This window comes from Streptomyces sp. NPDC048290 (genome assembly GCF_040652095.1).
In the GTDB taxonomy this organism is placed as follows: Bacteria; Actinomycetota; Actinomycetes; order Streptomycetales; family Streptomycetaceae; genus Streptomyces.
This window is the reverse complement of the sequence record NZ_JBEZLM010000006.1, coordinates 89,278-111,863: the sequence shown is the minus strand read 5'-3', so window position 1 is coordinate 111,863 and position 22,586 is coordinate 89,278. Positions and strand designations below refer to the sequence as shown.

The 22,586-nt window shown below is 72.5% G+C and carries 19 protein-coding genes, 1 tRNA gene and 1 pseudogene; 14 read left to right on the top strand and 7 right to left on the bottom strand.

The features are described from left to right. Positions 1–52: 52 nt before the first annotated feature. Positions 53–1,549: an MFS transporter gene (locus tag AB0D49_RS12000; protein WP_362754915.1), complete on the top strand. Its 1,497-nt coding sequence runs from the start codon at positions 53–55 to the stop codon at positions 1,547–1,549. Between the two features lie 122 nt (positions 1,550–1,671). Here AB0D49_RS12000 and AB0D49_RS11995 read toward each other — a convergent pair whose 3' ends face one another. Continuing rightward, a complete protein-coding gene (locus AB0D49_RS11995; protein WP_362754912.1) occupies positions 1,672–4,959 on the bottom strand; it encodes a Tat pathway signal protein in 3,288 nt (1,095 codons plus the stop codon). A 110-nt stretch (positions 4,960–5,069) separates the two neighbouring features. Further along, positions 5,070–5,288: pseudogene (locus AB0D49_RS11990) on the bottom strand (FAD-dependent oxidoreductase); the annotation flags it as partial. A 257-nt stretch (positions 5,289–5,545) separates the two neighbouring features. On the opposite strand from AB0D49_RS11990, the gene AB0D49_RS11985 reads away from it, so the two are divergent. The 4 genes from AB0D49_RS11985 to AB0D49_RS11970 all read left to right on the top strand — a co-directional run bounded on the left by AB0D49_RS11985 (position 5,546) and on the right by AB0D49_RS11970 (position 7,972). Then, on the top strand, positions 5,546–6,751 hold the full coding sequence (locus AB0D49_RS11985) for a helix-turn-helix transcriptional regulator (protein WP_362754909.1): 1,206 nt from the start codon (positions 5,546–5,548) through the stop codon (positions 6,749–6,751). A gap of 308 nt (positions 6,752–7,059) precedes the next feature. Next, positions 7,060–7,311: a hypothetical protein gene (locus tag AB0D49_RS11980; RefSeq protein ID WP_362754906.1), complete on the top strand. Its 252-nt coding sequence runs from the start codon at positions 7,060–7,062 to the stop codon at positions 7,309–7,311. A gap of 41 nt (positions 7,312–7,352) precedes the next feature. Further along, a complete protein-coding gene (locus AB0D49_RS11975; RefSeq protein WP_362754903.1) occupies positions 7,353–7,769 on the top strand; it encodes a hypothetical protein in 417 nt (138 codons plus the stop codon). Then, positions 7,766–7,972, top strand: a complete 207-nt coding sequence (locus AB0D49_RS11970) for a hypothetical protein (RefSeq protein WP_362754901.1) — start codon at positions 7,766–7,768, stop codon at positions 7,970–7,972. Before AB0D49_RS11975 ends, AB0D49_RS11970 begins: the two co-directional genes overlap by 4 nt. A gap of 27 nt (positions 7,973–7,999) precedes the next feature. Here the strand turns inward: AB0D49_RS11970 and AB0D49_RS11965 are convergent, their stop codons facing one another. Then, positions 8,000–9,409, bottom strand: coding sequence for an FAD-dependent oxidoreductase (locus AB0D49_RS11965; protein WP_362754898.1), 1,410 nt, complete (start codon positions 9,407–9,409; stop codon positions 8,000–8,002). Between the two features lie 129 nt (positions 9,410–9,538). Here AB0D49_RS11965 and AB0D49_RS11960 point away from each other — a divergent pair, with 129 nt between their 5' ends. Continuing rightward, entirely contained in the window at positions 9,539–10,486 is a 948-nt protein-coding gene (locus AB0D49_RS11960) for an aminoglycoside phosphotransferase family protein (protein WP_362755783.1), read from the top strand. Between the two features lie 12 nt (positions 10,487–10,498). Here AB0D49_RS11960 and AB0D49_RS11955 read toward each other — a convergent pair whose 3' ends face one another. Next, complete coding sequence (locus AB0D49_RS11955) at positions 10,499–11,173, bottom strand: ABC transporter ATP-binding protein (protein WP_362754895.1); 675 nt, start codon at positions 11,171–11,173, stop codon at positions 10,499–10,501. Beyond that, on the bottom strand, positions 11,170–12,258 hold the full coding sequence (locus AB0D49_RS11950; protein WP_362754892.1) for an ABC transporter permease: 1,089 nt from the start codon (positions 12,256–12,258) through the stop codon (positions 11,170–11,172). Before AB0D49_RS11950 ends, AB0D49_RS11955 begins: the two co-directional genes overlap by 4 nt. 367 nt (positions 12,259–12,625) lie before the next feature. Between AB0D49_RS11950 and AB0D49_RS11945 the strand changes: the two genes are divergently transcribed. From AB0D49_RS11945 to AB0D49_RS11925, 5 genes are all read left to right on the top strand, one after another. Beyond that, entirely contained in the window at positions 12,626–13,879 is a 1,254-nt protein-coding gene (locus AB0D49_RS11945; RefSeq protein ID WP_362754889.1) for a sensor histidine kinase, read from the top strand. A gap of 165 nt (positions 13,880–14,044) precedes the next feature. Then, complete coding sequence (locus AB0D49_RS11940; RefSeq protein WP_362754886.1) at positions 14,045–14,782, top strand: response regulator transcription factor; 738 nt, start codon at positions 14,045–14,047, stop codon at positions 14,780–14,782. A 35-nt stretch (positions 14,783–14,817) separates the two neighbouring features. Beyond that, complete coding sequence (locus tag AB0D49_RS11935) at positions 14,818–16,350, top strand: carboxylesterase family protein (protein ID WP_362754883.1); 1,533 nt, start codon at positions 14,818–14,820, stop codon at positions 16,348–16,350. 47 nt (positions 16,351–16,397) lie between these two features. Further along, positions 16,398–16,772, top strand: a complete 375-nt coding sequence (locus tag AB0D49_RS11930; RefSeq protein ID WP_362754880.1) for a PadR family transcriptional regulator — start codon at positions 16,398–16,400, stop codon at positions 16,770–16,772. Then, the gene (locus AB0D49_RS11925) at positions 16,769–17,353 is read left to right on the top strand and encodes a hypothetical protein (RefSeq protein ID WP_362754877.1); all 585 of its coding nucleotides are present in this window, start codon (positions 16,769–16,771) and stop codon (positions 17,351–17,353) included. The genes AB0D49_RS11930 and AB0D49_RS11925 overlap by 4 nt, the downstream gene beginning before the upstream one ends. 105 nt (positions 17,354–17,458) lie before the next feature. Here AB0D49_RS11925 and AB0D49_RS11920 read toward each other — a convergent pair. Then, a tRNA-Thr gene (locus tag AB0D49_RS11920) sits at positions 17,459–17,532 on the bottom strand. Between the two features lie 223 nt (positions 17,533–17,755). Between AB0D49_RS11920 and ugpC the strand changes: the two genes are divergently transcribed. The 3 genes from ugpC (at position 17,756) to AB0D49_RS11905 (ending at position 20,447) form a co-directional block, all read left to right on the top strand. After that, positions 17,756–18,844: a sn-glycerol-3-phosphate ABC transporter ATP-binding protein UgpC gene (gene ugpC / locus AB0D49_RS11915; RefSeq protein ID WP_362754874.1), complete on the top strand. Its 1,089-nt coding sequence runs from the start codon at positions 17,756–17,758 to the stop codon at positions 18,842–18,844. A 278-nt stretch (positions 18,845–19,122) separates the two neighbouring features. Beyond that, positions 19,123–19,578, top strand: a complete 456-nt coding sequence (locus AB0D49_RS11910; RefSeq protein WP_362755780.1) for a hypothetical protein — start codon at positions 19,123–19,125, stop codon at positions 19,576–19,578. 131 nt (positions 19,579–19,709) lie between these two features. Beyond that, a complete protein-coding gene (locus tag AB0D49_RS11905; RefSeq protein ID WP_362754871.1) occupies positions 19,710–20,447 on the top strand; it encodes a nucleotidyltransferase family protein in 738 nt (245 codons plus the stop codon). Positions 20,448–20,699: 252 nt separating this feature from the next. On the opposite strand, the gene AB0D49_RS11900 is transcribed toward AB0D49_RS11905, so the two are convergent. Beyond that, positions 20,700–22,442, bottom strand: a complete 1,743-nt coding sequence (locus tag AB0D49_RS11900) for a DoxX family membrane protein (RefSeq protein WP_362754868.1) — start codon at positions 22,440–22,442, stop codon at positions 20,700–20,702. Between the last annotated feature and the right edge of the window lie 144 nt (positions 22,443–22,586).

The following is a 22,586-nucleotide window of genomic DNA, read 5'->3' as shown; positions in this document are numbered from 1 at the left end:
TCCGGCCCCCGCCCCGGATGCGGGGGGTACCCATCCATGGTCGACTGAGCGGATGAGTGGCACCCGAGCAGGTGAGCCCGCCACACAGTCCGACTCCCGCCGCTGGTGGGGCCTGGTGATCATCGGTCTCGCCCAGCTGATGGTGGTGCTGGACGCCACCATCGTCAGCATCGCGCTCCCCTCGGCCCAGGCCGACCTGGGGATGTCCAACGGCAACCGGCAGTGGGTCATCACCGCGTACACGCTCGCCTTCGGCGGGCTGCTGCTGCTCGGCGGCCGGGTCGCCGACCTGGTCGGCCGCAGGCGCACCTTCGTCATCGGGCTGATCGGCTTCGCCGGGGCGTCCGCGCTCGGCGGGGCCGCGGTCAGCTCCGGGATGCTCTTCGGCGCCCGTGCCCTCCAGGGCGTCTTCGCCGCGCTCCTCGCGCCCTCCGCGCTGAGCCTGCTGGCCACGACGTTCACCGATCCACGCGAGCGCGGCAAGGCGTTCGGCATCTACGGGGCGATCGCGGGCAGCGGCTCGGCGATCGGCTTCATCGTCGGCGGACTGCTCACCGAGTACCTGAACTGGCGCTGGTGTCTGTACGTCAACGTCCCCATCGCGATCATCGCGGTGTTCGGGGCGCTGTCGCTGCTGCACGAGCAGCCCGGCCAGCCCGGCGCCCGGCTGGACATCCCCGGCGCGATCCTGGGCTGCGGCGGCCTGGTCGCCATCGTGTACGGCTTCAGCGAGGCCGAGCCGCGCGGCTGGACCGACCCGCTGGTGCTCGCCCTGTTCGCGGGCGGTGTGGCGCTGCTGGTGGCGTTCGTGTGGTGGCAGACCAGGGCGCCCAGGCCGCTGCTGCCGCTGCACATCATCAAGGACCGCAACCGGGCGGGCTGCTTCCTGACCATGACCCTGGCGACCATCGGGCTGTTCGGGCTGTTCCTCTTCCTGACCTACTACCTCCAGGTCATCCTGGGCTACTCCCCCGTCATGACCGGCCTGGGCTTCCTGCCGCTGACGGTCGCCATCATCATCGGCTCGACCCAGATCTCGGCCCGGCTGCTCCAGCATGTGGCGCCGCGCGCCCTGATGGTGCCGGGCATGTTGCTGGCGGCGGGCGGGATGCTGCTGCTGACCCGGATCACGGTCCGCTCCGACTACGCCAGCGAGATCCTCCCGGCGCTGGCCCTGATGGGCCTCGGGATGGGCCTGACGTTCATGCCGGTGTTCGCCACCGCCACGGCGGGGGTCGCCCCGAAGGACTCCGGGGTCACCTCGGCGACCGTCAACACGGCCCAGCAGGTGGGCGGTTCCATCGGCACGGCGCTGCTCAACACGATCGCCACCACCAGTACGACGGCGTACATCGCGGCCCACCTGACCAGCCCGGCCGGCCGCGCCCGGGTCGTCGCCGAGGGCACGGTCCACGGCTACACGACGGCCATCTGGTGGGCGGCGGGGGTCATGGTCCTGGCGGCCCTGGTGGCGGGCCTGATGGTCACGGCGAAGGCCCCGAATCACGAGTCGAGGACGAGCAGCCCGGTCCCGGAGTCGGTTTCCTGACGCCGCCCGCCCCGGGCAGCGCGAAGGGCGGCCCCGCAGCCGCTCGCCCAGCGCAACGGAGAGGGCGGCCCCGCGCCCAGCGGAACCGCCCCCTCCAGCCGACGGACGTCAACCGACGCCGGTCACTTCACCACCGCCTTCGTCGCCTTGCTCACCGCCGACCCGTCCTTGTGACCGGTCCGCTTGGCGACCACCTTGACGGTGATCTTCTTGCCCTTCTGTGCCGACTTCAGCACCAGCGACGCCTTGGTCGCCCCGCCGATCGCCCGCCCGTTCGCGTACCACTGATACGTGTACGAGGTCGGCGCCGGACTCCATGTCCCCTTGCCCGCCTTCAGCGTCCGCCCCACCTTCGCGGTCCCGGTGATCACCGGGACCTTGGTGGCCTTCGGCGCGTCCCCCTTGGCCACGGTCACCGCCGGGGAGGTCGCCGCACCGGGGCGCCAGCCCGACCGGTGCGCGGTCACGGTCACCGTCAGCTTCTTGCCGACGAGCGAGGCGGGCACGGTGTACGTCTTCCCGATCGCCCCGCCGATCGCCCGCCCGTCGGCCTTCCACTGGTACGTGTACGAGGTCGGCGCCGCCGACCAGGTGCCCGGCGCGGCGGTGACCTTGGCGCCGGTCTTGGCCGTGCCGGTCACCTTGGGCGCTGCGGTGCTGGTGAGCTGCGGCTCGGTGACCGTGAAGCCGTTGACCTGGTGCTGGCAGCAACCCGTGTACACCGAGGCGTTCCAGTAGCCGGGCGCGACGCCGGTCAGGTCGAGGGTGACCGTGACCGACCGGTGGTCGGGGGCGACCGAGTCGGGGACCGACCGGATGGTGCGGCCGTCGCGGTAGATCCGCAGCTCGGTGGCCGGGCCCAGCGCGGTACCGGTGATCGTCACCTTGGCCTTGGTGCCGGAGACGGCGGTGGCGGGGCTGATCCCGGTGACATCCGTGTCGTCCGGTCCGCACACCGCCGAGCGGCAGGCCAGCCGTACCTGGTAGGAGGTGCGGGAGGATTTCTCGGGCAGCCCCAGCAGGAACACGCTGGGGCTGGCCAGCGACGAGTTGCCGCCCGCCGCGCACTGCCAGCCGGTCGGGATGTACTCCTGGCAGCCGTTGTTCCAGGCGGTGTTGTAGAGCGCCGGGACCGCCGTGGCGGTGGCACCGGTGGTGTCGGTGACGTCCAGGTCGAAACGGTCGAACCCGGCGGTCGGCAGCACCGCGCAGACCGCCGTACGGCTCTCGTCGAGCGTGCCGGTGATCGGGCCGTAGCCGTAGGCCACGGATGGCACCCGTACGCATTCGGGCGCCGGTCCGCTGGCGGTCCCGATCCGCAGGGCGTCCAGCCGGTAGGCGGGGGCGGCCGGGAGGGTGGCCGGGGTCTGCACCAGCACCTGGTAGCTGGTGGAACCGGTCACCGAGCAGGAGCGGTTGCGCCAGGAGCAGTCGGCCTCGCCGTCCGCGTCGAACACCACGAGGTTGGCGGTGCCCTGGGCGTCCCGGGCGTTCAGGTGCAGCACGTCGGTGGCGGCGCCGGTGGTGATCCGGTGGCAGCGCAGGGTGCCGGGCCCGCCGGACGTGCCCGCCAGGGAGGGTCCGCCGACCTTCGCCGCCGCGCTGGTGGCACAGCCCGCCGAGGAGGCGGTCGCGGTGACGTCCCGCCGGGTCAGGGTGTAGGAAGCGGTCTGCTCACGGCCGGTGACCAGGACCGTGTGGACCTGGCCCGCGGCGAGCGAACAGGCCGTCCAGCCATGGGCGGCGTACAGGTCGCAGACGCTCTCGCCGGACCCGTCCAGGACCGAGAGTCGGGCCGCGGCTCCGCCCGAGGTGGCGATCAGCTGGAGCGCCTCGGTGCGCGGACGCGGATCGGCGGGGAGGGTGAAGCAGTGCGCGAAGGCGTCCTCGCCGGTGGTGAAGGCGGCCTTGGCGCCGCCGTCCGCGAAGCTCCCGGCGGGCAGCACCGGGCAGCCGCTCGGCCCGTCGGTGCGGTACAGGGCGAGGGAGTAGGCACCGAGCGCGTGTTCGGCGCTGTCCTCGGTGTGCACCAGCACCCGGTAGGGGGCCGTGCCGGTCAGCTCGCAGTCGCCGAGGGCGAGCTGGGACGCCGAGCACTGGGCCGTGCCGGTGGCGTCCACCGCCTCCACCTCGACATCGACGCCGGTCACGGCGAGCGGGGTGAGCGCCGCGATCCGGGCCCCCCGGGGCACGTCCAGCGCCAGACAGTCGTACTGCCCGGCCGACTTCAGCTCGCCCCGGTACAGCCCAGTGCGGGTCGGCACGCATCCGGCGGCGGAGGAGCGGTCGTACAGGAGCAGGTCTTCGGCGGTGTCGCGGAAGAGGTACGCCTCGTCGAGGACGGCCAGATAGCGGCCCTCGGCGGGGAGTCGGCAGGGGTCGGTCGCCCAGCAGACGCGCTCGCCGTCCGGGCCGAGCACCATGACAGGCGTGGAGGCATTCTTGTCGACCTGGTGGACCAGCAGGGCACGCGGCTGGTCGACGGTGAAGGTGAAACAGGGGTGCACCCGGAAGTCCAGGCCGGTCAGCGGGCCGAAGGGGCGGACGGCGGCGGTCCGGCAGCCCTGCGGGTCGGTGAGCGAGCGGGCCTTGACCGCGTACTCGGCGGGGAAGCCCCGCCCCGGCGTCGGCACCTGCGAGATGACCCGGTAGGGGCCCTCGCCGGGCAGTACGCAGCTGTCCTCATGCTGGCCGTCGGGCGCGAAGGGCGGGCAGATCCGGGCGCCGGTGGTGTCGGTGATCCAGGCGTTCACCCCGCCGTAGACCTTGGTGTTCCGGGTGAGCAGGACGTTCTCGCCCGGGACGCCGGTGAAGGGCTGGCAGTCGAGTTGCAGGGCGCTGCGCGCGAACCGGCTGGCCGTGGGGGTGTCCCAGCGGGTGCCGACGGGGCTGAAACAGCCCTCCGTGGCCGCGCCGAGGGGGACCAGGGTCAGCCGGGCGGACGTCGGATTCCCGCGGTCGTTGACGACCTTGAGGGTGTGGTCACCGGCGGCCGGGACCTCGCACCAGCCGTTCTCCCGGGTCTGCTCGTCGTGGCAGTCCACCGGGGTGCCGTCGGCCGCCGTCAGCTCGATGTACGCGTCGGGCGCGTTGTACAGCGACGCCTTGTACAGACCGGCCGCTGGGACGGTCACCGTGAAGCAGGCGCTCCCGTCGGCCGGGATGTCCGCCTTCCCCACGGCGTCCCCCGGGTCGCCGAAGGGGGCGAGGGCGAGCGGCGCGCAGTCGGCGGCCGGGGCGGCGGTCGCCGGGGCGGCACCGGTGAGGGTGAGCAGCGAGGCGAGCAGGGAGACGACGGCGGCGAGACCGGCGGAGGTGGTGAACAGCCGCCGGTCGGTCGTACGTCCGGTGGGTCTCAGTCGGCTCAGGCGTCTTGGCTGTCTCGCAGACGGACGGGAATCTTCGGGCACGCAATCCCCCCAGGATCGGTGAAAGTTGAGGGGATAGTGACACATGTATCCGACAGTGTTCACACAGGTATCCGGACGCCAAGAAGGGCGGCGAGCGGAAAGGCCCCGTCCTAGTCCCGTCCCGCCACCCGGTCCGCCACCCGGTCCAGCCGGGACGAGCGGGCCGCCGGGGACGTGGTCTCCCGGCGGTCCGCCGCCCGGTACGTGGCGTACATGCCCTGCACGCCCAGCCAGCGCAGCGGCTCCGGCTCCCACTTGCGGACCTGGTGGTCGACCCAGGGCAGATCGGTGAGTTCGGTGCGTCCGCCCTGCCCGGAGTCGCGCTGGAGAGGACCAGCAGCCCGGTCCCGGAGTCGGTGTCCTGACGCCGCACCGGCCAACGGGCGGACGGGCCCCCGACCGCAGCAGGGGGCCGAGATGGAGCGCGGAGCGTTCTCCACTCTCGGAAGTTCCTTTTCCGCGCGGGGGCGAGAGGCTGACCCGTGAGCGATCGGCCCCGCCGGAACGGGAGCCAATCGCCGTTCCCCGTACGCCCTTGATACGTCGGGGGTACCGTTCTGAGTGACCAGGTGAGAACGGAGTCAGTATGCCCCAGCACACGGACGACCACATTGGCGCACGCATTGCCGACTACCGGAAGTTGCGCCAACTCACGCAGACGGGACTAGCCCAACGCGCCTTCGTATCCCGAGGGACAATCGCCAAGATAGAAGCCGGACTAACCCCTGCGACACCGGCAATCGTTGCTGCGGTGGCCCGAGTACTTGAGGTCGATGTCGCGGTTCTCAATGGTCAGCCCTACGTGTCAGAAATGCAGCAGGACAAGCTGGACCGCATGATTACGCCGCTGTCCGACGCACTCGACCTGTACGACCTTGGGCCAGATTTGGAAGTCAGCCCAAGACCTGTCGCCGTGATAGCGGATGACGTAAGGAAGTTGTGTGCCAGCGCTTGCGCGACCGAGTATCAGGGTGTGGGTTCCAAGCTCCCTGGTCTCATAGGTGAGCTGACAACTGCCGTGAGCCTCTTGCCTGATGGTCGCGAGCGCCGTGAGGCTGCTTCATCGCTTAGTTGGGCATACTGGGTTGCTTACGAGTTCGCCTATCGACTCGGCTACCAACAACTCGCGACGATCGCGCTGGAGCGCATGGGGTGGATGGCGGAGCAAGCACAGGACCCCTTGCTGCTCGCCCTCCGTCTGGGCAAGCGAAGCAGCATGTTGCTTCGGCGCGGGAACAATCAGTTGGCGTTGAAGGTGCTGGAGCGGGGTCACCGACTGATTGATCAGTACGGCAAACCTGATTCGGTTGAGGCGTTGGCACTGTCCGGAACCCTTCATCTGGCTGGCGCCATCGCAGCAGCGCAAGCGAAGAACGGTGACGCAGTCAGCGGTCAACTAGAACTAGCGCGTAGAGCAGCACAGCAGATCGGTCGGGATGTCCCTCGGGTCTACTGGACGTCGTTCGGAGGGACGAACGTCACTCACTTCGACGTCGCCACGGCGGTTGAACTGGGGAATTTCGGAGCGGCGATGAAGTCGGCCCGGAAACTTCATTTCCCTTCCGATCATCCCAGAATGCGCATCGGTCGATACCACATCGAAATGGCTCGGGCTTACTCGCAGATGGGGAAGCCGGAATCGGCGGAGAAAGCACTGAACATCGCGCGGGAGGTTGCTCCACAGCAGGCTCGATATCATCCGCTGATGCGGGAAACCATCGCTGTCCTGGTGCGTCGGCAACGGCGCGCACCACAGGGACTGGCCTCCCTTGCCGCGTGGGTTGGCATGTAGGGCCTGTCAAGGGCCGCAGTGTTCCTGATCGGGGAACACTGCGGCCCTTTCGCATCGGCACTCTGAGGTGAGCACAGAAGACCCCCGCGACGCGGATACGTCCGGGGGCGTGGCCAACCTGAGAGAGCAGGTCAACATGCTGAAGTTTATCCGCCCGTTCGTGGGCTGGGCGCTGGGTGTCTTACTGCCCGGGGAGGGGAAGCGGCGGGCGGGTGCCCGTCCGGCTCCCCAGGCCCCCGCGCCCCGGTCGCCCTACGGGGTCCCTACGCCGCCGGACGGGGCGGCTACGGCGTTGGTCCGGCCCGTATGTGGCCGCTGCCGAGAGCGAGTTCGACGCCGGTACGGCGGTCCTGGTGCGGCCCTACTACCCGGCCGGTGAGGACGACCGCGCCCGGGAGCGGGAACGGGTCCGTGACTGGCAGGACAGCGAGCGGGAACGGTGGCGTCGGCGCGCGCTCGCGTTCACGCTGCGGCGGGCCGCCGAGGACTCGGTACGCGCTGTGTGCGCGGACGCGTCCACCCCGCAGACGAGGGGTGGGGGTCCGCGGTGGTATCGCTGAAGAAGTGCCCTCGGCCCCGGATGTGCGGCACGGAAACCGTGATGCCCGTCGACCTCATCGCCATCATGTTCGTGTCGGTCAAGGACACCGCCCCGGACACCGTTGCCCGCTCACTGCGCTGCTGTCTCCAGGAGCACTCCGGAGGCCGTCATCACGACCTGGTGTGGGAACTGGACGATCCCAGCGACGGCGAGGTGTGGGCCCAGTGGGCGGACGGCTGCCCGCCCGACACGTTCCGGACCGTACCCGACTGCAACAGCGGCCAAGACACGGTGTGCACCCTGTTCGACGGCCATCCGGGCTGCCACACCTTCGAATACACCGACCCCGTAGCAGAAGCCATCCGCAGCGATCCGGAGTTCCAGCGCGAGGCGGGGCGGTTGCGGAAGCTGATCGACCGGCACATTCCCCGGCAGCCGTCCGGGGACGGCGACGCCGGGGAGGTGGAGGCGCGGTGAACGCCGGTACGCCCCCCGCCCCAGGCGCCTCGCACCTGACCATCGAGACCTACCGGGTCCGCCCGGACGGCGAACGCGTCGACCGCACCCCGGTGATCGTGTACCGGCCCGGCGAGGTGCCCCCCGGGATCGGCACCCGACGCTGGCCGCCGTGCCGCTGCCCGCGCTGCCGGACCGGGGACGGCCCGCGCGGGGCCTGGTAGCGGCCCCGTGAGGCCCGGGGCGCGGGTTCAGTCCCGTCCCGCCACCCGGTCCGCCACCCGGGCCAGTCGGGACGAGCGGGCCGCCGGGGCCGTGGTCTCCCGGCGGTCCGCCGCGCGGTACGTGGCGTACATGCCCTGCACGCCCAGCCAGCGCAGCGGCTCCGGCTCCCACTTGCGGACCTGGTGGTCGACCCAGGGCAGGTCCGTGAGTTCGGTGCGTCCGCCCTGCCCGGAGTCGCGCTGGACCAGATCGCGCAGGGTGCGGGCGGCGAGGTTGGCGGTGGCGACGCCCGAGCCGACGTAACCGCCCGCCCAGCCGAGCCCCGTGGAGCGGTCCAGGGTGGCCGTCGCGCACCAGTCGCGCGGCACGCCCAGCACCCCCGACCAGGCGTGCGCGACCCGGACCCGGGCGAGCGCCGGGAACATCCGGACGAGGATCTCGCGCAGCGCCACCACGGTCGCCGCCTGGGTACGGCCGTCGTTGTCGGTGCGCGAGCCGAAGCGGTACGGCACTCCGCGCCCGCCGAGCGCGATCCGGCCGTCCGCCGTGCGCTGGGCGTACATGTAGGCGTGGGCCATGTCGCCGACCGTCTCCAGGCCGTTCCAGCCCACCGCCGCCCACTGCTCCTCGGTGAGCGGCTCGGTGGCGATCATCGAGGAGTTCATGGGCAGCCAGGTGCGCCGCTGGCCCTTGAGGGAGGCGGTGAAGCCCTCGGTGCAACGCAGCACATAGGGCGCGCGTACCGTGCCGTACGGCGTGACCGCGTGCTGCGGGCGGATCTCGGTGACCGGCGTCCCCTCGTGGATCGTCACCCCGAGCGCCTCGACGGCCGCCGCGAGACCGGTCACCAGTTTCACCGGGTGGATTCGGGCGCCGTGCGGGGTCCAGGACGAGCCCACCGCGTCGATCACCCGGACCCGTTCGGCGGTCTCCCGGGCGCCGTACAGCTCCCGGTCCCGCTCGCCGTAGGAGAGTTCGTGCTCGTGGTGCGCCTTGAGCCGGGCGAGCTGCGCCGGGGTGCACGCCACCTCCAGGACACCGCCCTGGTGGATGTCGGCGTCGATGCCCTCCGCCGCGGCGGCCCGGATCACCTCGTCCACCGTGTCGTTCATGGCCCGCTGGAGCCGTACGGCGGCGTCCTTGCCGTGCAGCCGCGCGTACCGGTCGCGGCCCGCGATGCCGTTGTAGAGCCAGCCGCCGTTGCGGCCGGAGGCCCCGTAGCCGCAGAACTTCTGTTCCAGCACGGTGATCCGGAGGTAGGGCGCGGCCCGCTTCAGGTAGTAGGCGGTCCACAGCCCGGTGTACCCGCCGCCGACGATGGCCACGTCCACGTCCGTGTCGCCGGACAGGGGTTCCCGGGGCGGCGGGAAGCCGTCCTGCGCGAACCAGAAGGAGACACCGCCGTTCACGGCACGGCTGCCGACACTGCTGCTCATGGCCCGGACGGTAACCCGTGTGCGCTGCCCCTGTCTTCTTCGGATTCCGTGGTTCCGTGGTGCCGTACGACGGAAAACGCGGTGATCCGGCGCGGGTACGTCCGTAGAGTCCCGTGGGTGAGAGTCCCGATGGGGATCGAGATCCCTGAGCCGCTCGCCACCGCCCAGACACGCTCCAACGGCGCCGCCGGACGGGCCTTCCTGGCCGCGCTGCCCGGCCTGGCGGCCGATCTCCTGGACCGCTGGGACCTGCGGACGGACGGTCCACCGATGAGCGGGATGACCGCGCTGGTGCTGCCGGTGAGGCGCGGCGACGGCAGCGGGACCACCGCCGTACCCGGCGACGGCGACGGCAGCGGGAGTGACGCCGTACCCGGCGACGACGGCGGGAGCGCCGCCGTCCTCAAGCTGCCGTTCCGGGACGCCGAGACCGAGGGCGAGCCACTCGCCCTGCGCGCGTGGGACGGCGATGGCGCGGTCCGGCTCCTGGAGCACGACCCGGCGACCGGCGCGCTGCTCCTGGAGCGCCTCACCCCGGTCCACCACCCCGACCCGCACACGGCGGTCCTGGTCGTCGCCCGGCTGCTGGCCCGTCTGACGGCCGTCCCGGCTCCGGCGGGGTTGCGCCGCCTCGCCGACATCGCGGGCGACCTGACCGACCGGACCCCCTGGGCCCTGACCCGGGTCCCGGACCCGGACACCCGCCGTCTGCTGGCCGACTGCGCGGCGGCCGTACGGGAGGTGCTGCCGGAACCCGGCGACCGGCTGCTGCACTGGGACCTGCACTACGAGAACGTGCTCCGCGCGGAGCGCTCCCCCTCACTGGCGATCGACCCCAAGCCGCTGGCCGGGGACCCCGGGTTCGACCTCTACCCCGCGCTCGCCAACCGCTTCGACCCGGCGGACCTGCCCTGGCGCTTCGACGCGCTGACGGACGTCCTGGGCCTGGACCGGAACCGAGCGCGCGCGTGGACGCTCGCCCGGGTGCTCCAGAACGCCCTCTGGGCGGTCGAGGACGGGGATGAGATGGAGGAGGAAGTGATCGAGATCGGGCGGAGGGTGCGGGCGTGGCGGTGAACTCCCGGGGGCTCAGCGCAACGCCCCGAGGCGCCCGTCCAGAACCTCCGTCACACGGTCGGCGACCCCGAGGTGGGTGCGGTCGTGGGTGACCAGGACGGTCGCCGTGCCCCGCTCCCGGGTGAGCCGGGCGATCAGTTCCAGGACGGCGGCCCCCCGCTCGTGGTCGAGGGCACTGGTCGGCTCGTCGACCAGCAGCACCTTGGGGTCGTTCATCAGCGCGCGGGCGATGTTGACCCGCTGGCGCTGACCGCCGGAGAGCTGGTGGGGCCGCCGGTGCGCCAGCCCGCCGAGTCCCACGGCGTCGAGCAGGTCCCGGGCCCGGGGCGCCGCCTTCCGCGCGGAACGCCCGTCGAGATGGGCCATCACCTGGAGCTGTTCGGCGGCGGTGAGGGACGGCAGCAGATGGGGCTGCTGGAAGACCGTGCCGATCCGGTGGCGGCGCAGCGCGGTCAGCTCGCCCCGGCTCATCCCGGCGGTCGCCACGCCGTCGACGGTGACCGTCCCGGCGTCCGGGGTGATCAGCGTGGCGGCGACGGCCAGCAGGCTGGACTTGCCGGACCCGGAGGGACCCACGACGGCGGTGAGGGTACCGCCGGGCACGTCCAGGCCGACCCGGTCCAGCGCGGTCAGCCGGGAGTCGCCGTCGGGGTAGGTGAGGGTGACGCCGGTCAGGTTCAGGCTCATCGGGCACTTCCGAGGGCGGTCAGCGGATCGACGGAGGTGATCCGGCGCACGGACAGGGCGGCACCGAGCGCACCGAGGGCGACCGTCACCGCCGCCGGGCCGAGCAGGGTGGCGGGGTCGAGGACGAAGGGGACGGCGGAGCGGGCGACGACCGCGCCGAGCGCGGCGGCCGTGCCGGTGCCGAGCAGGGTGCCGCCGACCAGCAGGACGACCGCCTGTCCGAGGGCGTCCCCCAGCAGCCGGGGCGTGCCCGCGCCGAGCGCCTTGAGCACGGCGATGTCACCACCGCGCTGAATGGTCCACACGGTGAAGAACGCCCCGATGACCAGCGCGGAGATCGCGAACAGGAACCCCCGCATCAGTTGCAGGGAGCCGTTCTCGGAGGTGTACGAGCCGATCGCGGACAGCGAGTCGTCCTTGCCGACCGTCCGGGTCCCGGCGGCCCGGTCGACGGCGGCGGGGTCGACGCCGGACGCGGTGTCCAGGGCGACGACGGTGGCGTACGGCCGTTCCCCGTCCCCGGTGGCCGGGGCGATCCGCCGCCAGACGGCGAGGTCGGTCCAGACGACCGGCGTATGGCTGAAGTAGGCGTCCCCCCGGACGGCGGCGACGGTCAGCCGCTGCCCGGCCAGGGTGAGGCTGTCCCCGGGTCCGACGCCCAGCTCGTCGGCCGCCGGGACGGACAGCACGGCCGTACGCCCGGTCGGCGCCCCGGCGTCGGGGGCGAGCGGCGAGCCGGGCCGCACACCGAGCACGGACACTCCGGCGCCCCGGTCGCCCGCGGTGGCCCGGGTGGTGGCCAGACCGAGCGGTTCGGCCGACGTGACCCCGGGCGCGTCCGCCCACGTCCGCCACTGCCGCTCGGTGACGGTGGAGTCGGCGTACGACAGGTCCTGTCCGGCGGCGGGCGCGGCGAAGGCGATCCGGTCGGCGGGCAGCGAGGTGATCGCGGAGATGTTCTGCCGCGCCAGCCCGGCGGTCAGCCCGGACAGCAGCCCGACCAGCAGGGTGATCAGTACGACGACGGTCCCCATCAGGGCGAAGCGCCCTTTGGCGAACCGGAGGTCCCTCCAGGCGACGAACACGACCGGGCCTGCCTTTCTGCTGTTGGGGGGGGTGTGTACGGGTGCGGTTTTCGTGCGGGTGCGTGGTGCACGGATGGGTTGGGCGCGGGTGCGCTGTGTGCGGGTGCGCTGTGTACGGGTGCGTTGTGTACGGATGCGCTGTGTACGGATGCGCTGTGTGCGGGTGCGGCGCCAGGGCCCTGAGGCTCCTACCGCGCTGGTGCTCCCCCATGGCCCTGCTCACCCTCCCCGCCCCCGCCCCGGCCGCGCTTCTGGCGGGGGAGGGGAACCGGCGGGCCGAAAGACCCCCCGCGGTTTGCACCTTTCGACAGAGGCCGGGGCGCCCGCGGCTTCCTTACCCTGGAAGGCCCGCGACCCAGGAAGCACCGTGAACCTCGCCCCCGCCGCCGTCTCCGGCCCAGCCGCCGCCGTACCGCCCGTCACCCGGGCCCTGACCTGGTGTCTGCACCTGCTGGTCGTCGGGCTGCTCGCGCTGACCGCCGTACGGGCGGTGGCCGACGGGCAGTCGCACGCCGGGGCGGTCGTCGCGGTGGCCGCGCTGTGCGGGCTGGCCTACGCGGTCGGCCCGCTGCTGCCCCCGGTCGGCCGGTCCCGCCGGGCGGCGGCGCTGTGGCTGGCGGGTGTGGGCGCGGTCTGGCTGGTGCTGCTGGCGCTGTCCGCCGACGCCGTCTGGGTGGCCTTCCCGCTCTACTTCCTCCAGCTCCATCTGCTCTCCCGCCGGGCCGGACTCGCCGCGGTGTCGGCGACGGCGGGCGCGGCCGTCGCCGGGTTCGCCGCCCACCAGGACTCGTTCGCCGCGGCGATGGTCATCGGGCCCGCGCTGGGCGCGGCCGTCGCGGTCGCGGTGGTGTGGGGGTACCAGGCGCTGTACCAGGAGAGCGAGCGGCGCCGCCGGCTGATCGAGGAGCTGACCGCCACCCGCGCCGATCTCGCCGCCGCCCAGCACATGGCCGGTGTGCTGGCCGAGCGCGAACGCCTCGCCCGGGAGATCCACGACACCCTCGCCCAGGGGCTGACCAGCGTCCAGTTGCTGCTGCGGGCCGCCGAGCGGGCGCTGCCGGACCGGCCGGACACCGCCGCCCGCCATGTCGGCCAGGCCCGGCAGACGGCGATGGACAATCTCGCCGAGGCCCGCCGTTTCGTCGCCGCGCTCACCCCGCCCGCCCTGGAGAACAGCACCCTCGCGGGCTCCCTGGAGCGACTGTGCGCGACCACCGCCGCCCGGCATCCGCTCAGCGCACGGGCCCGCGTCACGGGCGACCCCGTGCCCCTGCCGACCGCCCATGAGGTGGCCCTGCTGCGGATCGCGCAGTCCGCCCTCGCCAACACGGTCCGGCACGCGCGGGCCACCACCGCGGACCTGACCCTCGGCTACACCGCCGCCCTCGTCACCCTGACCGTCACCGACGACGGCACCGGTTTCGACCCCGCCGCCCGTCCGCCCGCCTCACCGGACGGCGGCTTCGGCACCTCGGCGATGCGCGCCCGCGCGGAGTCCCTGGGCGGCACGCTGACCATAGAGTCGGCCCCCGGCCAGGGCACGGCACTGAGGGCGGTCCTTCCTGTGCCGGAGGCGAGCGCGGGCGCTGGCGCCGGCAACGGGGCGGAGGGGTGGGCGTGATCGTGATCGGGGCGCGGCGCGGCGCGGCGCGTATGTGCCCGCTCCGGAAGGCAGCCCCTACACGACCGCTCGGGGAGACGGCTCACATGCGCCCACTCCCGAAGACGGCTCCTACGCGACCGCTCCAGGAGACGGCCCGCTCATGACCCCGCCCGGAGACGCCCCATGAACCCGCAAGGAAACCCACCCCCCGGCACCACCTCGCCGCCCTCCACCCCACCACCGTCCATCCGGCTGCTCCTCGCCGACGACCACCCTGTGGTGCGGGCCGGACTGCGCGCGGTACTGGAGACCGAGCCGGGCCTCACGATCGTCGCCGAGGCCGCCACCGCCGAGGAGGCCGTCGAGCGGGCGGCGGCCGGGGACATCGACGTGGTCCTGATGGACCTCAGGTTCGGCGGAGGCGGCGGCACACGCACGACGACCGGCACGGCGATGGGCACGGCAACCGGCACGGCAATGGGCGGCGCGGAGGCCACCGCCGCCATCACCGCCCGCCCCGGCGCCCCCCGCGTCCTGATCGTCACCACCTACGACTCCGACGCCGACACCCTGCCCGCGATCGAGGCGGGCGCCACCGGCTATCTCCTCAAGGACGCCCCGCCCGAGGAGCTGGCCGCCGCCGTCCGGACCGCCGCCGCGGGCCGCACCGCGCTGGCCCCGGCGGTCGCCGAACGCCTCCTGATCCGCCTCCGCACCCCCGCCACCGCCCTCACCCCCCGGGAGACGGACGTCCTCACCCTGGTCGCCGAGGGCCTGTCCAACCAGGCCGTGGCCGACCGGCTCCACCTCACCGAGGGCACCGTCAAGTCCCATCTGGCCCGCGTGTACACCAAACTGGACGTGGACTCCCGTACGGCGGCCGTGGCCACGGCGACAACCCTGGGCCTGATCCGCCGCTGACGCCCTCCCGTGCCCCACACACGAAGGAGCCCGCAGTGACCAGCGCCCCCTCCCCCATCGTCCGCACAGCGTCCGGCGCGGTGCGCGGCCGGAACGAGGACGACCTCGCCGTGTTCCGGGGCGTGCCGTTCGCCCGCCCCCCGGTCGGCGAGGCCCGCTTCACGGCCCCCTTGCCCCCCGTCCCGTGGGACGGCGTCCGGGACGCCACCGCGTTCGGCCCACCGCCCCCGCAGACCCCCCTGGGCCCCCCGTTCCCACTGCCGCCGCCGGCCTCGTACGACTGGCTGACGGTGAACGTGTGGACCCCGGCGCCCGACCCGGCGGCGCGGCGGCCGGTGATGGTGTGGATCTACGGCGGCGCCTACGCGGCCGGTTTCTCCGCCGGTTACGACGGCCGACGGCTGGCCCGGCAGCGGAACCAGGTGATCGTGACCCTCAACTACCGGGTCGGGATGGAGGGTTTCGGCCAGTTGCCCGACGCCCCCGCCAACCGGGGCCTGCTGGACCAGGTCGCCGCGCTGCGCTGGGTGCGGGAGAACATCGCCGGGTTCGGCGGCGACCCGGAGCGGGTCACGGTCTTCGGCGAGTCGGCGGGCGCCGGTTCGGTGGCGGCGCTGCTGGTGATGCCGGACGCGAAGGGCCTCTTCCAGCGGGCGGTCGCACAGAGCGTGCCGGGTACGTTCTTCTCCCCCGAGCTGGCCAGTGACATCGCGTCCGCCCTGGTGGCACCGCTCGACCTGCCCCCCACGGCCGCCGCGCTGGCCGCAGTGGACCCGCACGAACTGGCCATGACCAGCGCCGCGCTGCTCCCGTCGATGACGGACCACCACGACCGCTGGGGCGTGGTGGCGCACACACTGACCCCGTTCTCCCCGGTGGTGGACGGCGAGGTCCTGCCCCAGGCGCCGTGGCGGGCTCTGGCAGCAGGCGCGGCCAGGGACGTCCCCCTGCTCACCGGCCACACCCGGGACGAGTTCCGCCTGTTCCACGCCCTGAGGACGGAACAGAAGGGACGGAGCCCGATCGCGGCGGCATCGGCGCGCACGACACTGGACCGGTTCGGCCCAGGCCCCTCCCCGAACTCCGCCTACCGCGCCGCCTACCCCGACGCCACCGAGGACGAGCTGTACGTGCTGGTCCAGTCCGACTGGACGTTCCGTATGCCCTCGCTCCACTTGGCGGAGGCCCACACGAGGGGCGGCGGCCGGTCGTACGTCTACGAGTTGACCTGGCCCGCCCCGGCCGACGACGGCACCCTGGGCGCCTGCCACGGCCTGGACGTCCCCCTCACCTTCGGCATGTACGAGGGCATCGCCGACCTGTTCGGACTGACCCCGACCCCGGAGGCGGAGGAGGTCTCCGCACAGTTCCGCTCGGCGTGGACGGCGTTCGCCGAGGAGGGCACGCCGGGCTGGCCGCCGTACGACACCGGGACCCGCCGGACCCGCGTCCTGGACACCCCGGGCAGGACGACGCCGTACCCGGAGGAGCCGTCCCGCCGACTGTGGGCAGACCACACCTTCGACACCCTCCCCCTCCGGGCGAACCCACCTTCGAAACACATCTAGACACCCCCCTGTCTCCACCACTTGCCCGACCAGGTATCTTGCATCGCATGGAACCAGGTGATGCGGCCAAGCAGGCCCGCGCGGCGACCCAGCTACGCAAAGGGGTCCTGGAGTACTGCGTACTCGCCCTGATGCGGGACCGCCCCCGCTACGGCGTGGAACTCCTCCAGGCACTGGAGGAGTCCGGCGCCCTCGCCACCAGCCAGGGCACGGTCTACCCGCTGCTCTCCCGGCTGCGCCGCGACGACCTGGTCACCACCACCTGGCAGGAATCCGCCTCCGGACCACCTCGTCGCTACTACGCGCTGACCGACAGCGGCCGAGCGGCACTCGACGAGTTCACCCGCGTCTGGCCCGGCTTCCGCGACGCCGTGGACGCCTTCCTGGCCGCCCCGTACCACCCCACCGGAGACCCCGTATGAAGACCACCGCCGACCCCGTACGCGACTACCTCTCCGCCGTGGAGCGGGAGACCTCCGTACTCCCCGCCGACCGCCGCCAGGAACTCCTGGCCGACCTCGCCGAACACATCGAGGTGACCCGCGCCGAACGCCCCGACACCCCCCTCACGGAGATCCTCGCGGACCTGGGCGACCCGCGCACGATCGCGTCGACGGCCCTGACGGAGGCGGGCACCCAGCAGCCCCCCACCCCGACCCCGCCCCCGAGGCGCCGCGGCAAGGTACACCCGTCGATCCCGATCCTCCTGCTGCTCCTGGCCCTCCCCATGGCCGTGATCTTCCCGAACGACGAGGGCTCCCTCGTCGGCGGCCTGCTACGGATCACCGGCGCGGTGCTCCTGTGCACCTCGGTCCATTGGACCGCCGTCCAGAAGATCACCGGCGTGATGCTCGCGGCGGTGATACCGATGGCGCTCATCGCCGCCCTGAACCGTTTCGTCGAGACCCCCGTGTCCGAGACCGGGGCCCTCGTCACCAACCTGGTGATAGCCGCGCTGCTGTTCATCCCGACGACGTGGCTGTGGAGGGTCCGACGGGCGTGAGCGCCTGGTCGCGGGGCCCCACACGCCAACGGCCCCGGACGAGAAGCCCGAGGCCGAAAGGAGCGCCCACCGACCAGACCCGCTGGTCGGCAAGGGCAAGAGCGGAGCCCCCTGTCGGATTCGAACCGACGACCTTCGCTTTACAAGAGCGGCGCTCTGACCAGCTGAGCTAAGGAGGCGCACGCGGGCGTGTAACGCCCGCGCCCCCGCAGTGTACCCACCTCAGACCCCGCCCCCGTCGAAAATTTCCGCGAAGTTCACAGCCCCAGGACTACTGACAGAACAGGTGAACGGGAGGTACCGTCCACATCCGGCCCATGCGCGCCACGCGACGGGCCGCGTTCCACCTTCCACAACGGATCGTCCGGCACGTTCCTGCCGGTAGAAGGGGGCTTCACAGCCATGGCCACTGTCACGTTCGACAAGGCGACCCGGATCTACCCGGGCTCCACAAAGCCCGCCGTCGACGCGCTGGAGATCGCGATCGAGGACGGCGAGTTCCTTGTCCTGGTCGGCCCGTCCGGTTGCGGCAAGTCCACCTCGCTCCGCATGCTCGCGGGGCTCGAGGACGTCAACGCCGGCGCCATCCGCATCGGTGACCGCGATGTCACCCACCTGCCGCCGAAGGACCGGGACATCGCCATGGTGTTCCAGAACTACGCGCTGTACCCGCACATGACCGTCGCCGACAACATGGGCTTCGCCCTGAAGATCGCCGGCGTCAACAAGGCGGAGATCCGGCAGAAGGTCGAGGAGGCCGCGAAGATCCTCGACCTCACCGAGTACCTGGACCGCAAGCCGAAGGCGCTCTCCGGCGGTCAGCGCCAGCGTGTCGCCATGGGCCGGGCCATCGTCCGTGAGCCGCAGGTCTTCCTCATGGACGAGCCGCTGTCCAACCTGGACGCCAAGCTCCGCGTCTCCACCCGTACGCAGATCGCCTCGCTCCAGCGCCGCCTGGGCATCACCACCGTCTACGTCACCCACGACCAGGTCGAGGCCATGACGATGGGCGACCGGGTCGCCGTCCTCAAGGACGGTCTGCTCCAGCAGGTCGACTCCCCGCGCAACATGTACGACCGCCCCGCCAACCTCTTCGTCGCCGGATTCATCGGCTCGCCCGCCATGAACCTGGTCGAGGTCCCGATCGCCGACGGCGGCGTCAAGTTCGGCAACAGCGTGGTCCCGGTCGACCGTGACGCGCTCTCCGCCACCACCGACAAGACGGTCACCGTCGGCGTCCGCCCCGAGCACTTCGACGTGGCCAGTGGCGAGTCCGACCAGGGCCTCGCCGTCACGGTCAACGTCGTCGAGGAACTCGGCGCCGACGCCTACGTCTACGGCACCGCCAAGCTCGGCGACACCTCCAAGGACCTGGTGGTCCGCGTCAACGGCCGTGACGTCCCGGAGAAGGGCAGCCAGCTCAACGTCGTCCCGCGCGCCGGCGAGAGCCACGTCTTCTCCACCTCCACCGGCGCCCGCCTCTCCGACTGACCGGGCCGCCACCCGCACAACGCAGCAGGTCAAACCGGGCCACCCGGCACCACACCGGCGGGCCCCGCACCACACATTGACGGAAAAGACCCCGCAAACCCCCTGCGGGGTCTTTTCCGTTCGCTCACACGACCGACAAATACCCCGGCATACGAGACATTTCGATCATCGTACGTCAACCCCGTACCCAGAAAGAGGCACCAATTCATCCCCCAAATTGGTGACTAAATGTCGCCAAATCATCACCGGGCGCTACCCTCACTCGCGTGAAGCACTCCGTGAAGCACTCCACCTACGAAGCGACGCGCCGCGGCCGGGGACCCGCCCGCCGGATCGGCCGCTCCCTCGCCTTTGTCCTGCCCGTCGTCCTGGTGCTCTCCGGGACCCTCGCGGTCACCCGTGTCAGCTGGTCGGGCAGCCCCGCCGGCGGCCCGGTGCTCACCGCCGCCGACGCCTCTGTCTCCGACGCCAAGCCGGCCGCCCCGCGCGCACCGCACGAGGTGCTCCGGGACAAGCTGCTCGCGGAGGTCCAGGAGAAGGACCCGGGCATCGCCCTGACCCATCTCCAGGAGGCCGTCGACGGCCGTCCCTCGCTCGCCAAGCACTGCGCGTCCATCGCCCGCGCCCTGGGCCGCGCCGCGGTCCAGATCTACGGCCCCACCCGCGCCCAGTCCTTCGCCCGCCCCGTCTGCGACACCGCGTACGCCACCGGCGTCATCGCCGCCCACGGCTGACCCCACCCGGGCCCGGCCCGTTCACAGCGCACACCCACACATACGGCGTCACAGCGCCCTCCGCTGTGACGCCGTCCCACGTACCCCACAGGCGCCCCGTACCGCGCGGGAGCGCCCCGTACAGTGCGGGCATGACCGATCCCAGCCCCGCCACCCCCTCCCGCCCCGTACAGGCCGTCGTGCTGGCCGGCGGCCAGGGGTCCCGGCTGCGCCCCTACACCGACGACCGGCCCAAGCCGATGGTCGAGATCCCCGGGACGGGGACGCCGATCATCGGCCACCAGCTCACCTGGCTCGCCGAAGAGGGCGTCACCGACGTGGTCATCAGCTGCGGCCACCTCGCCGACGTCCTCCAGCGCTGGCTGGACAGCACAGAACTGCCCGTCCGGGTCACCACCGCCGTCGAGACCGAGCCGCTCGGCCGGGGCGGCGGCCTCAAGTTCGCGGCGGCCCGGCTGCCCCACCCCGACCAGCCCTGGTACGCCACCAACGGCGATATCTGGACCCGCTTCTCGCTGCGCGACATGGCCGGCTTCCACGCCGAGCGCGACGCCGTCGCCACCCTCGCGCTCGCCCGCCCGCGCATTCCCTGGGGGGCCGTGCAGACCGACGGCTTCGGGCACATCACCGACTTCATCGAAGCACCGCCCACGCAGTACGAGATCAATGCCGGGGTTTATGTTTTCGCGCCGGAGTTCGCCGGGATGCTGCCGGAGCGGGGGGACCACGAGCGGACCACGTTTCCCTATCTCGCGCGGGAACGGCGGCTCGCGGGATTTCCCATTCCGCAGGGGGCGTATTGGCGGGCCATCGATACGGCGAAGGATTTGAGCGAGGCCGCGAAGGAGCTTGCCGCGCTTGGGCGTTGACGGGATCGGGGTGCCGAGTACTGTGCGTCGCGGGCTTTCCCATCATCGTGGTTGATCGCGCAGTTCCCAGCGCCCCCTAAGGCGCCGCCTCCCCCGCGTGAAAAGGCAGCCGCGGACAGCGGAAGCGCCGACACACAAAAATCGGCCCCGCGTCCCCCCATCAAGGGTCGCGGGGCCGATAGAGCCGTCGTCCATCGTGTCGCCGTGTTGGTCAGCCGGAGGGCGGGTCCAGGAGGTCGCCCACCGGCCCCTCTACCCCAACAGGCCGCCCACCAGTCCGGGCTGGCCGGACGAGGAGGAGGAGCCCTCGGCGGGGGCGCCGCCGGGGGCGCCGGACGTGCTCTCGGGCGGGGCGCCCGCCGGGCCGCCGGACGCGGGGCCGGTGGAGGTGCTGGGCGCCTGCTGCTGCGGCGTCGGCTCCTGGGCCGGTGCCTCGCCGCCGCCCGCGCCCTGCGTCTGGCTGGGCGCGCCCCCGTTCACCGCGCCGGTGTCCTGCGTGGCGCCCGGCGTCGTGGCCGCCCCCGCCGTGGGCGCCGCCGAGGTGGCGCCCTGCGTCGGGGCCGAGGAGGACGTCGACGGGGAGCCGCTGGCCTGCTGCTCACCGGACTCGCCCGGCAGCGGCGTACCCGGCAGTTCATTGCGCGGGGCCTCGCCCGGACCCGGTACGACCACCCGGTCGGCGTCCCGCACGGCACCGCCGAGCAGCGAGCCGACGAGCAGGGTCAGACCGACGACGATGGCGGTGATCAGGGCGCCGCGGCGCAGTACGTAGCGGCGCAGGTCCCACAGGTCGGCCCGGGGGCCGAGGCGGCGCCAGGCGCTGCCCGCGAGGCGGCCGTCCACGGAGTAGACGGGGGCGCCCGCGATGATCAGCGGCGACCAGGCGGCCAGATAGATGATGTCGGGGGTGTCGTAGACCGGGACGCTCTTCCAGCTGACGGTGACCAGCAGCGCCGCGGAGAGCAGCGCACCGCCCACCGCCGCCACCCGCTGCCAGCAGCCCAGCACCGTGAGCACGCCCACGATGACCTGGAGGAAGGCGATCACCAGACCGGCGCCGACCGGGTGCTCCAGGGCGAACTGGCGCAGCGGTTCGGCGACCTGCCAGGGGTGCAGGGTGTTGAGCCACTTCACCATGGAGCCGCGTTCGCCGCCGTCGAAGTAGACGGGGTCGCAGAGCTTGCCCATCCCGGCGTAGATGGAGATGAAGCCGAGGAAGATGCGCAGCGGGAGGAGGACGACACCGAGGTTCATCCGGCGGCCGGGGTAGTAGGCGTGCCGGGCGGGGTCGTCGCCCTGCCGTCGCAGACGGGTCTCGGCGGTGGTCTCCGGGCCGGTGGTGTCGTCGTCCCCGAAGTCCCGGTCCGCGTAGGCGGGTTCGTCGTAGGGGGGTTCGTCGTAAGGGGGTTCGTCGTCGACGCTGCCGACGGTGCGCATATGGGGCAGCAGCCGGGTGCCGTCGCCGCCGTGGGTGCGCTGGGCGCCGACCACGGGGGTCTCGACGGTCTGGATCAGTTCGTCCTCGTCGTAGGGCTCGTACCCGGTGTATCCGGCGGGTGCCTGCACACGCGGGATGACCTGGGTCGAGCCGGTGTCGGTGAGGGGCTCGTCGGGGTGGCGGACGCCCGCGGTGCGTACGGCCTGGAGCAGACGGTGGGCGCCGGTGTCGTCGGGGGCCGAACGGCCGCTCCAGACGACGGGGCGGCGCCGGGCGGCGGCGCCGGGAGCGGCGGCTCTGCCCGCGGCGCCGGCGGCGGGGACGCGGGCCGTGGCATCGCCTGCGGGCCGCGTGCCGCGCGGCGGCTGGGGGCGCCGTGAGGAGGCGCCCAACTGCACGCGGAAGCTGGCGTGATTGACGATGACCTGCGCCGGATCGCTCGGCACCTTCACCATGCTCAGCGCGGGAGCGTCGTCGAGCCCGGAGCCGAATCCGGAGCTGAACCCCGACGAGCGGTCCCCCGTGGGTGTGCGGGGTGTTCTGGTGTCCACACTCATCTAACCGAGTGACGTGCGTTGAGGACACTGCTTTGACCTGCCGGATCTGTCCGGACCCCGTCAAGCCTGTGACGGACGCCGGAATGGACCCGTACGGGTGGCGGGACGCACGCCCGTTCCCGCCCACCGGCATCCGCCCGCTCG

Bases quoted from the DNA above. Each gene is read 5' to 3' on its own strand.
- AB0D49_RS12000 (WP_362754915.1), top strand. From the start codon at position 53: ATGAGTGGCACCCGAGCAGGTGAGCCCGCCACACAGTCCGACTCCCGC.
- AB0D49_RS11985 (WP_362754909.1), top strand. From the start codon at position 5,546: ATGCCCCAGCACACGGACGACCACATTGGCGCACGCATTGCCGACTAC.
- AB0D49_RS11975 (WP_362754903.1), top strand. From the start codon at position 7,353: ATGCCCGTCGACCTCATCGCCATCATGTTCGTGTCGGTCAAGGACACC.
- AB0D49_RS11965 (WP_362754898.1), bottom strand. From the start codon at position 9,409: ATGAGCAGCAGTGTCGGCAGCCGTGCCGTGAACGGCGGTGTCTCCTTC.
- AB0D49_RS11960 (WP_362755783.1), top strand. From the start codon at position 9,539: ATGGGGATCGAGATCCCTGAGCCGCTCGCCACCGCCCAGACACGCTCC.
- AB0D49_RS11955 (WP_362754895.1), bottom strand. From the start codon at position 11,173: ATGAGCCTGAACCTGACCGGCGTCACCCTCACCTACCCCGACGGCGAC.
- AB0D49_RS11940 (WP_362754886.1), top strand. From the start codon at position 14,045: ATGAACCCGCAAGGAAACCCACCCCCCGGCACCACCTCGCCGCCCTCC.
- AB0D49_RS11930 (WP_362754880.1), top strand. From the start codon at position 16,398: ATGGAACCAGGTGATGCGGCCAAGCAGGCCCGCGCGGCGACCCAGCTA.
- AB0D49_RS11925 (WP_362754877.1), top strand. From the start codon at position 16,769: ATGAAGACCACCGCCGACCCCGTACGCGACTACCTCTCCGCCGTGGAG.
- ugpC (WP_362754874.1), top strand. From the start codon at position 17,756: ATGGCCACTGTCACGTTCGACAAGGCGACCCGGATCTACCCGGGCTCC.
- AB0D49_RS11905 (WP_362754871.1), top strand. From the start codon at position 19,710: ATGACCGATCCCAGCCCCGCCACCCCCTCCCGCCCCGTACAGGCCGTC.
- AB0D49_RS11900 (WP_362754868.1), bottom strand. From the start codon at position 22,442: ATGAGTGTGGACACCAGAACACCCCGCACACCCACGGGGGACCGCTCG.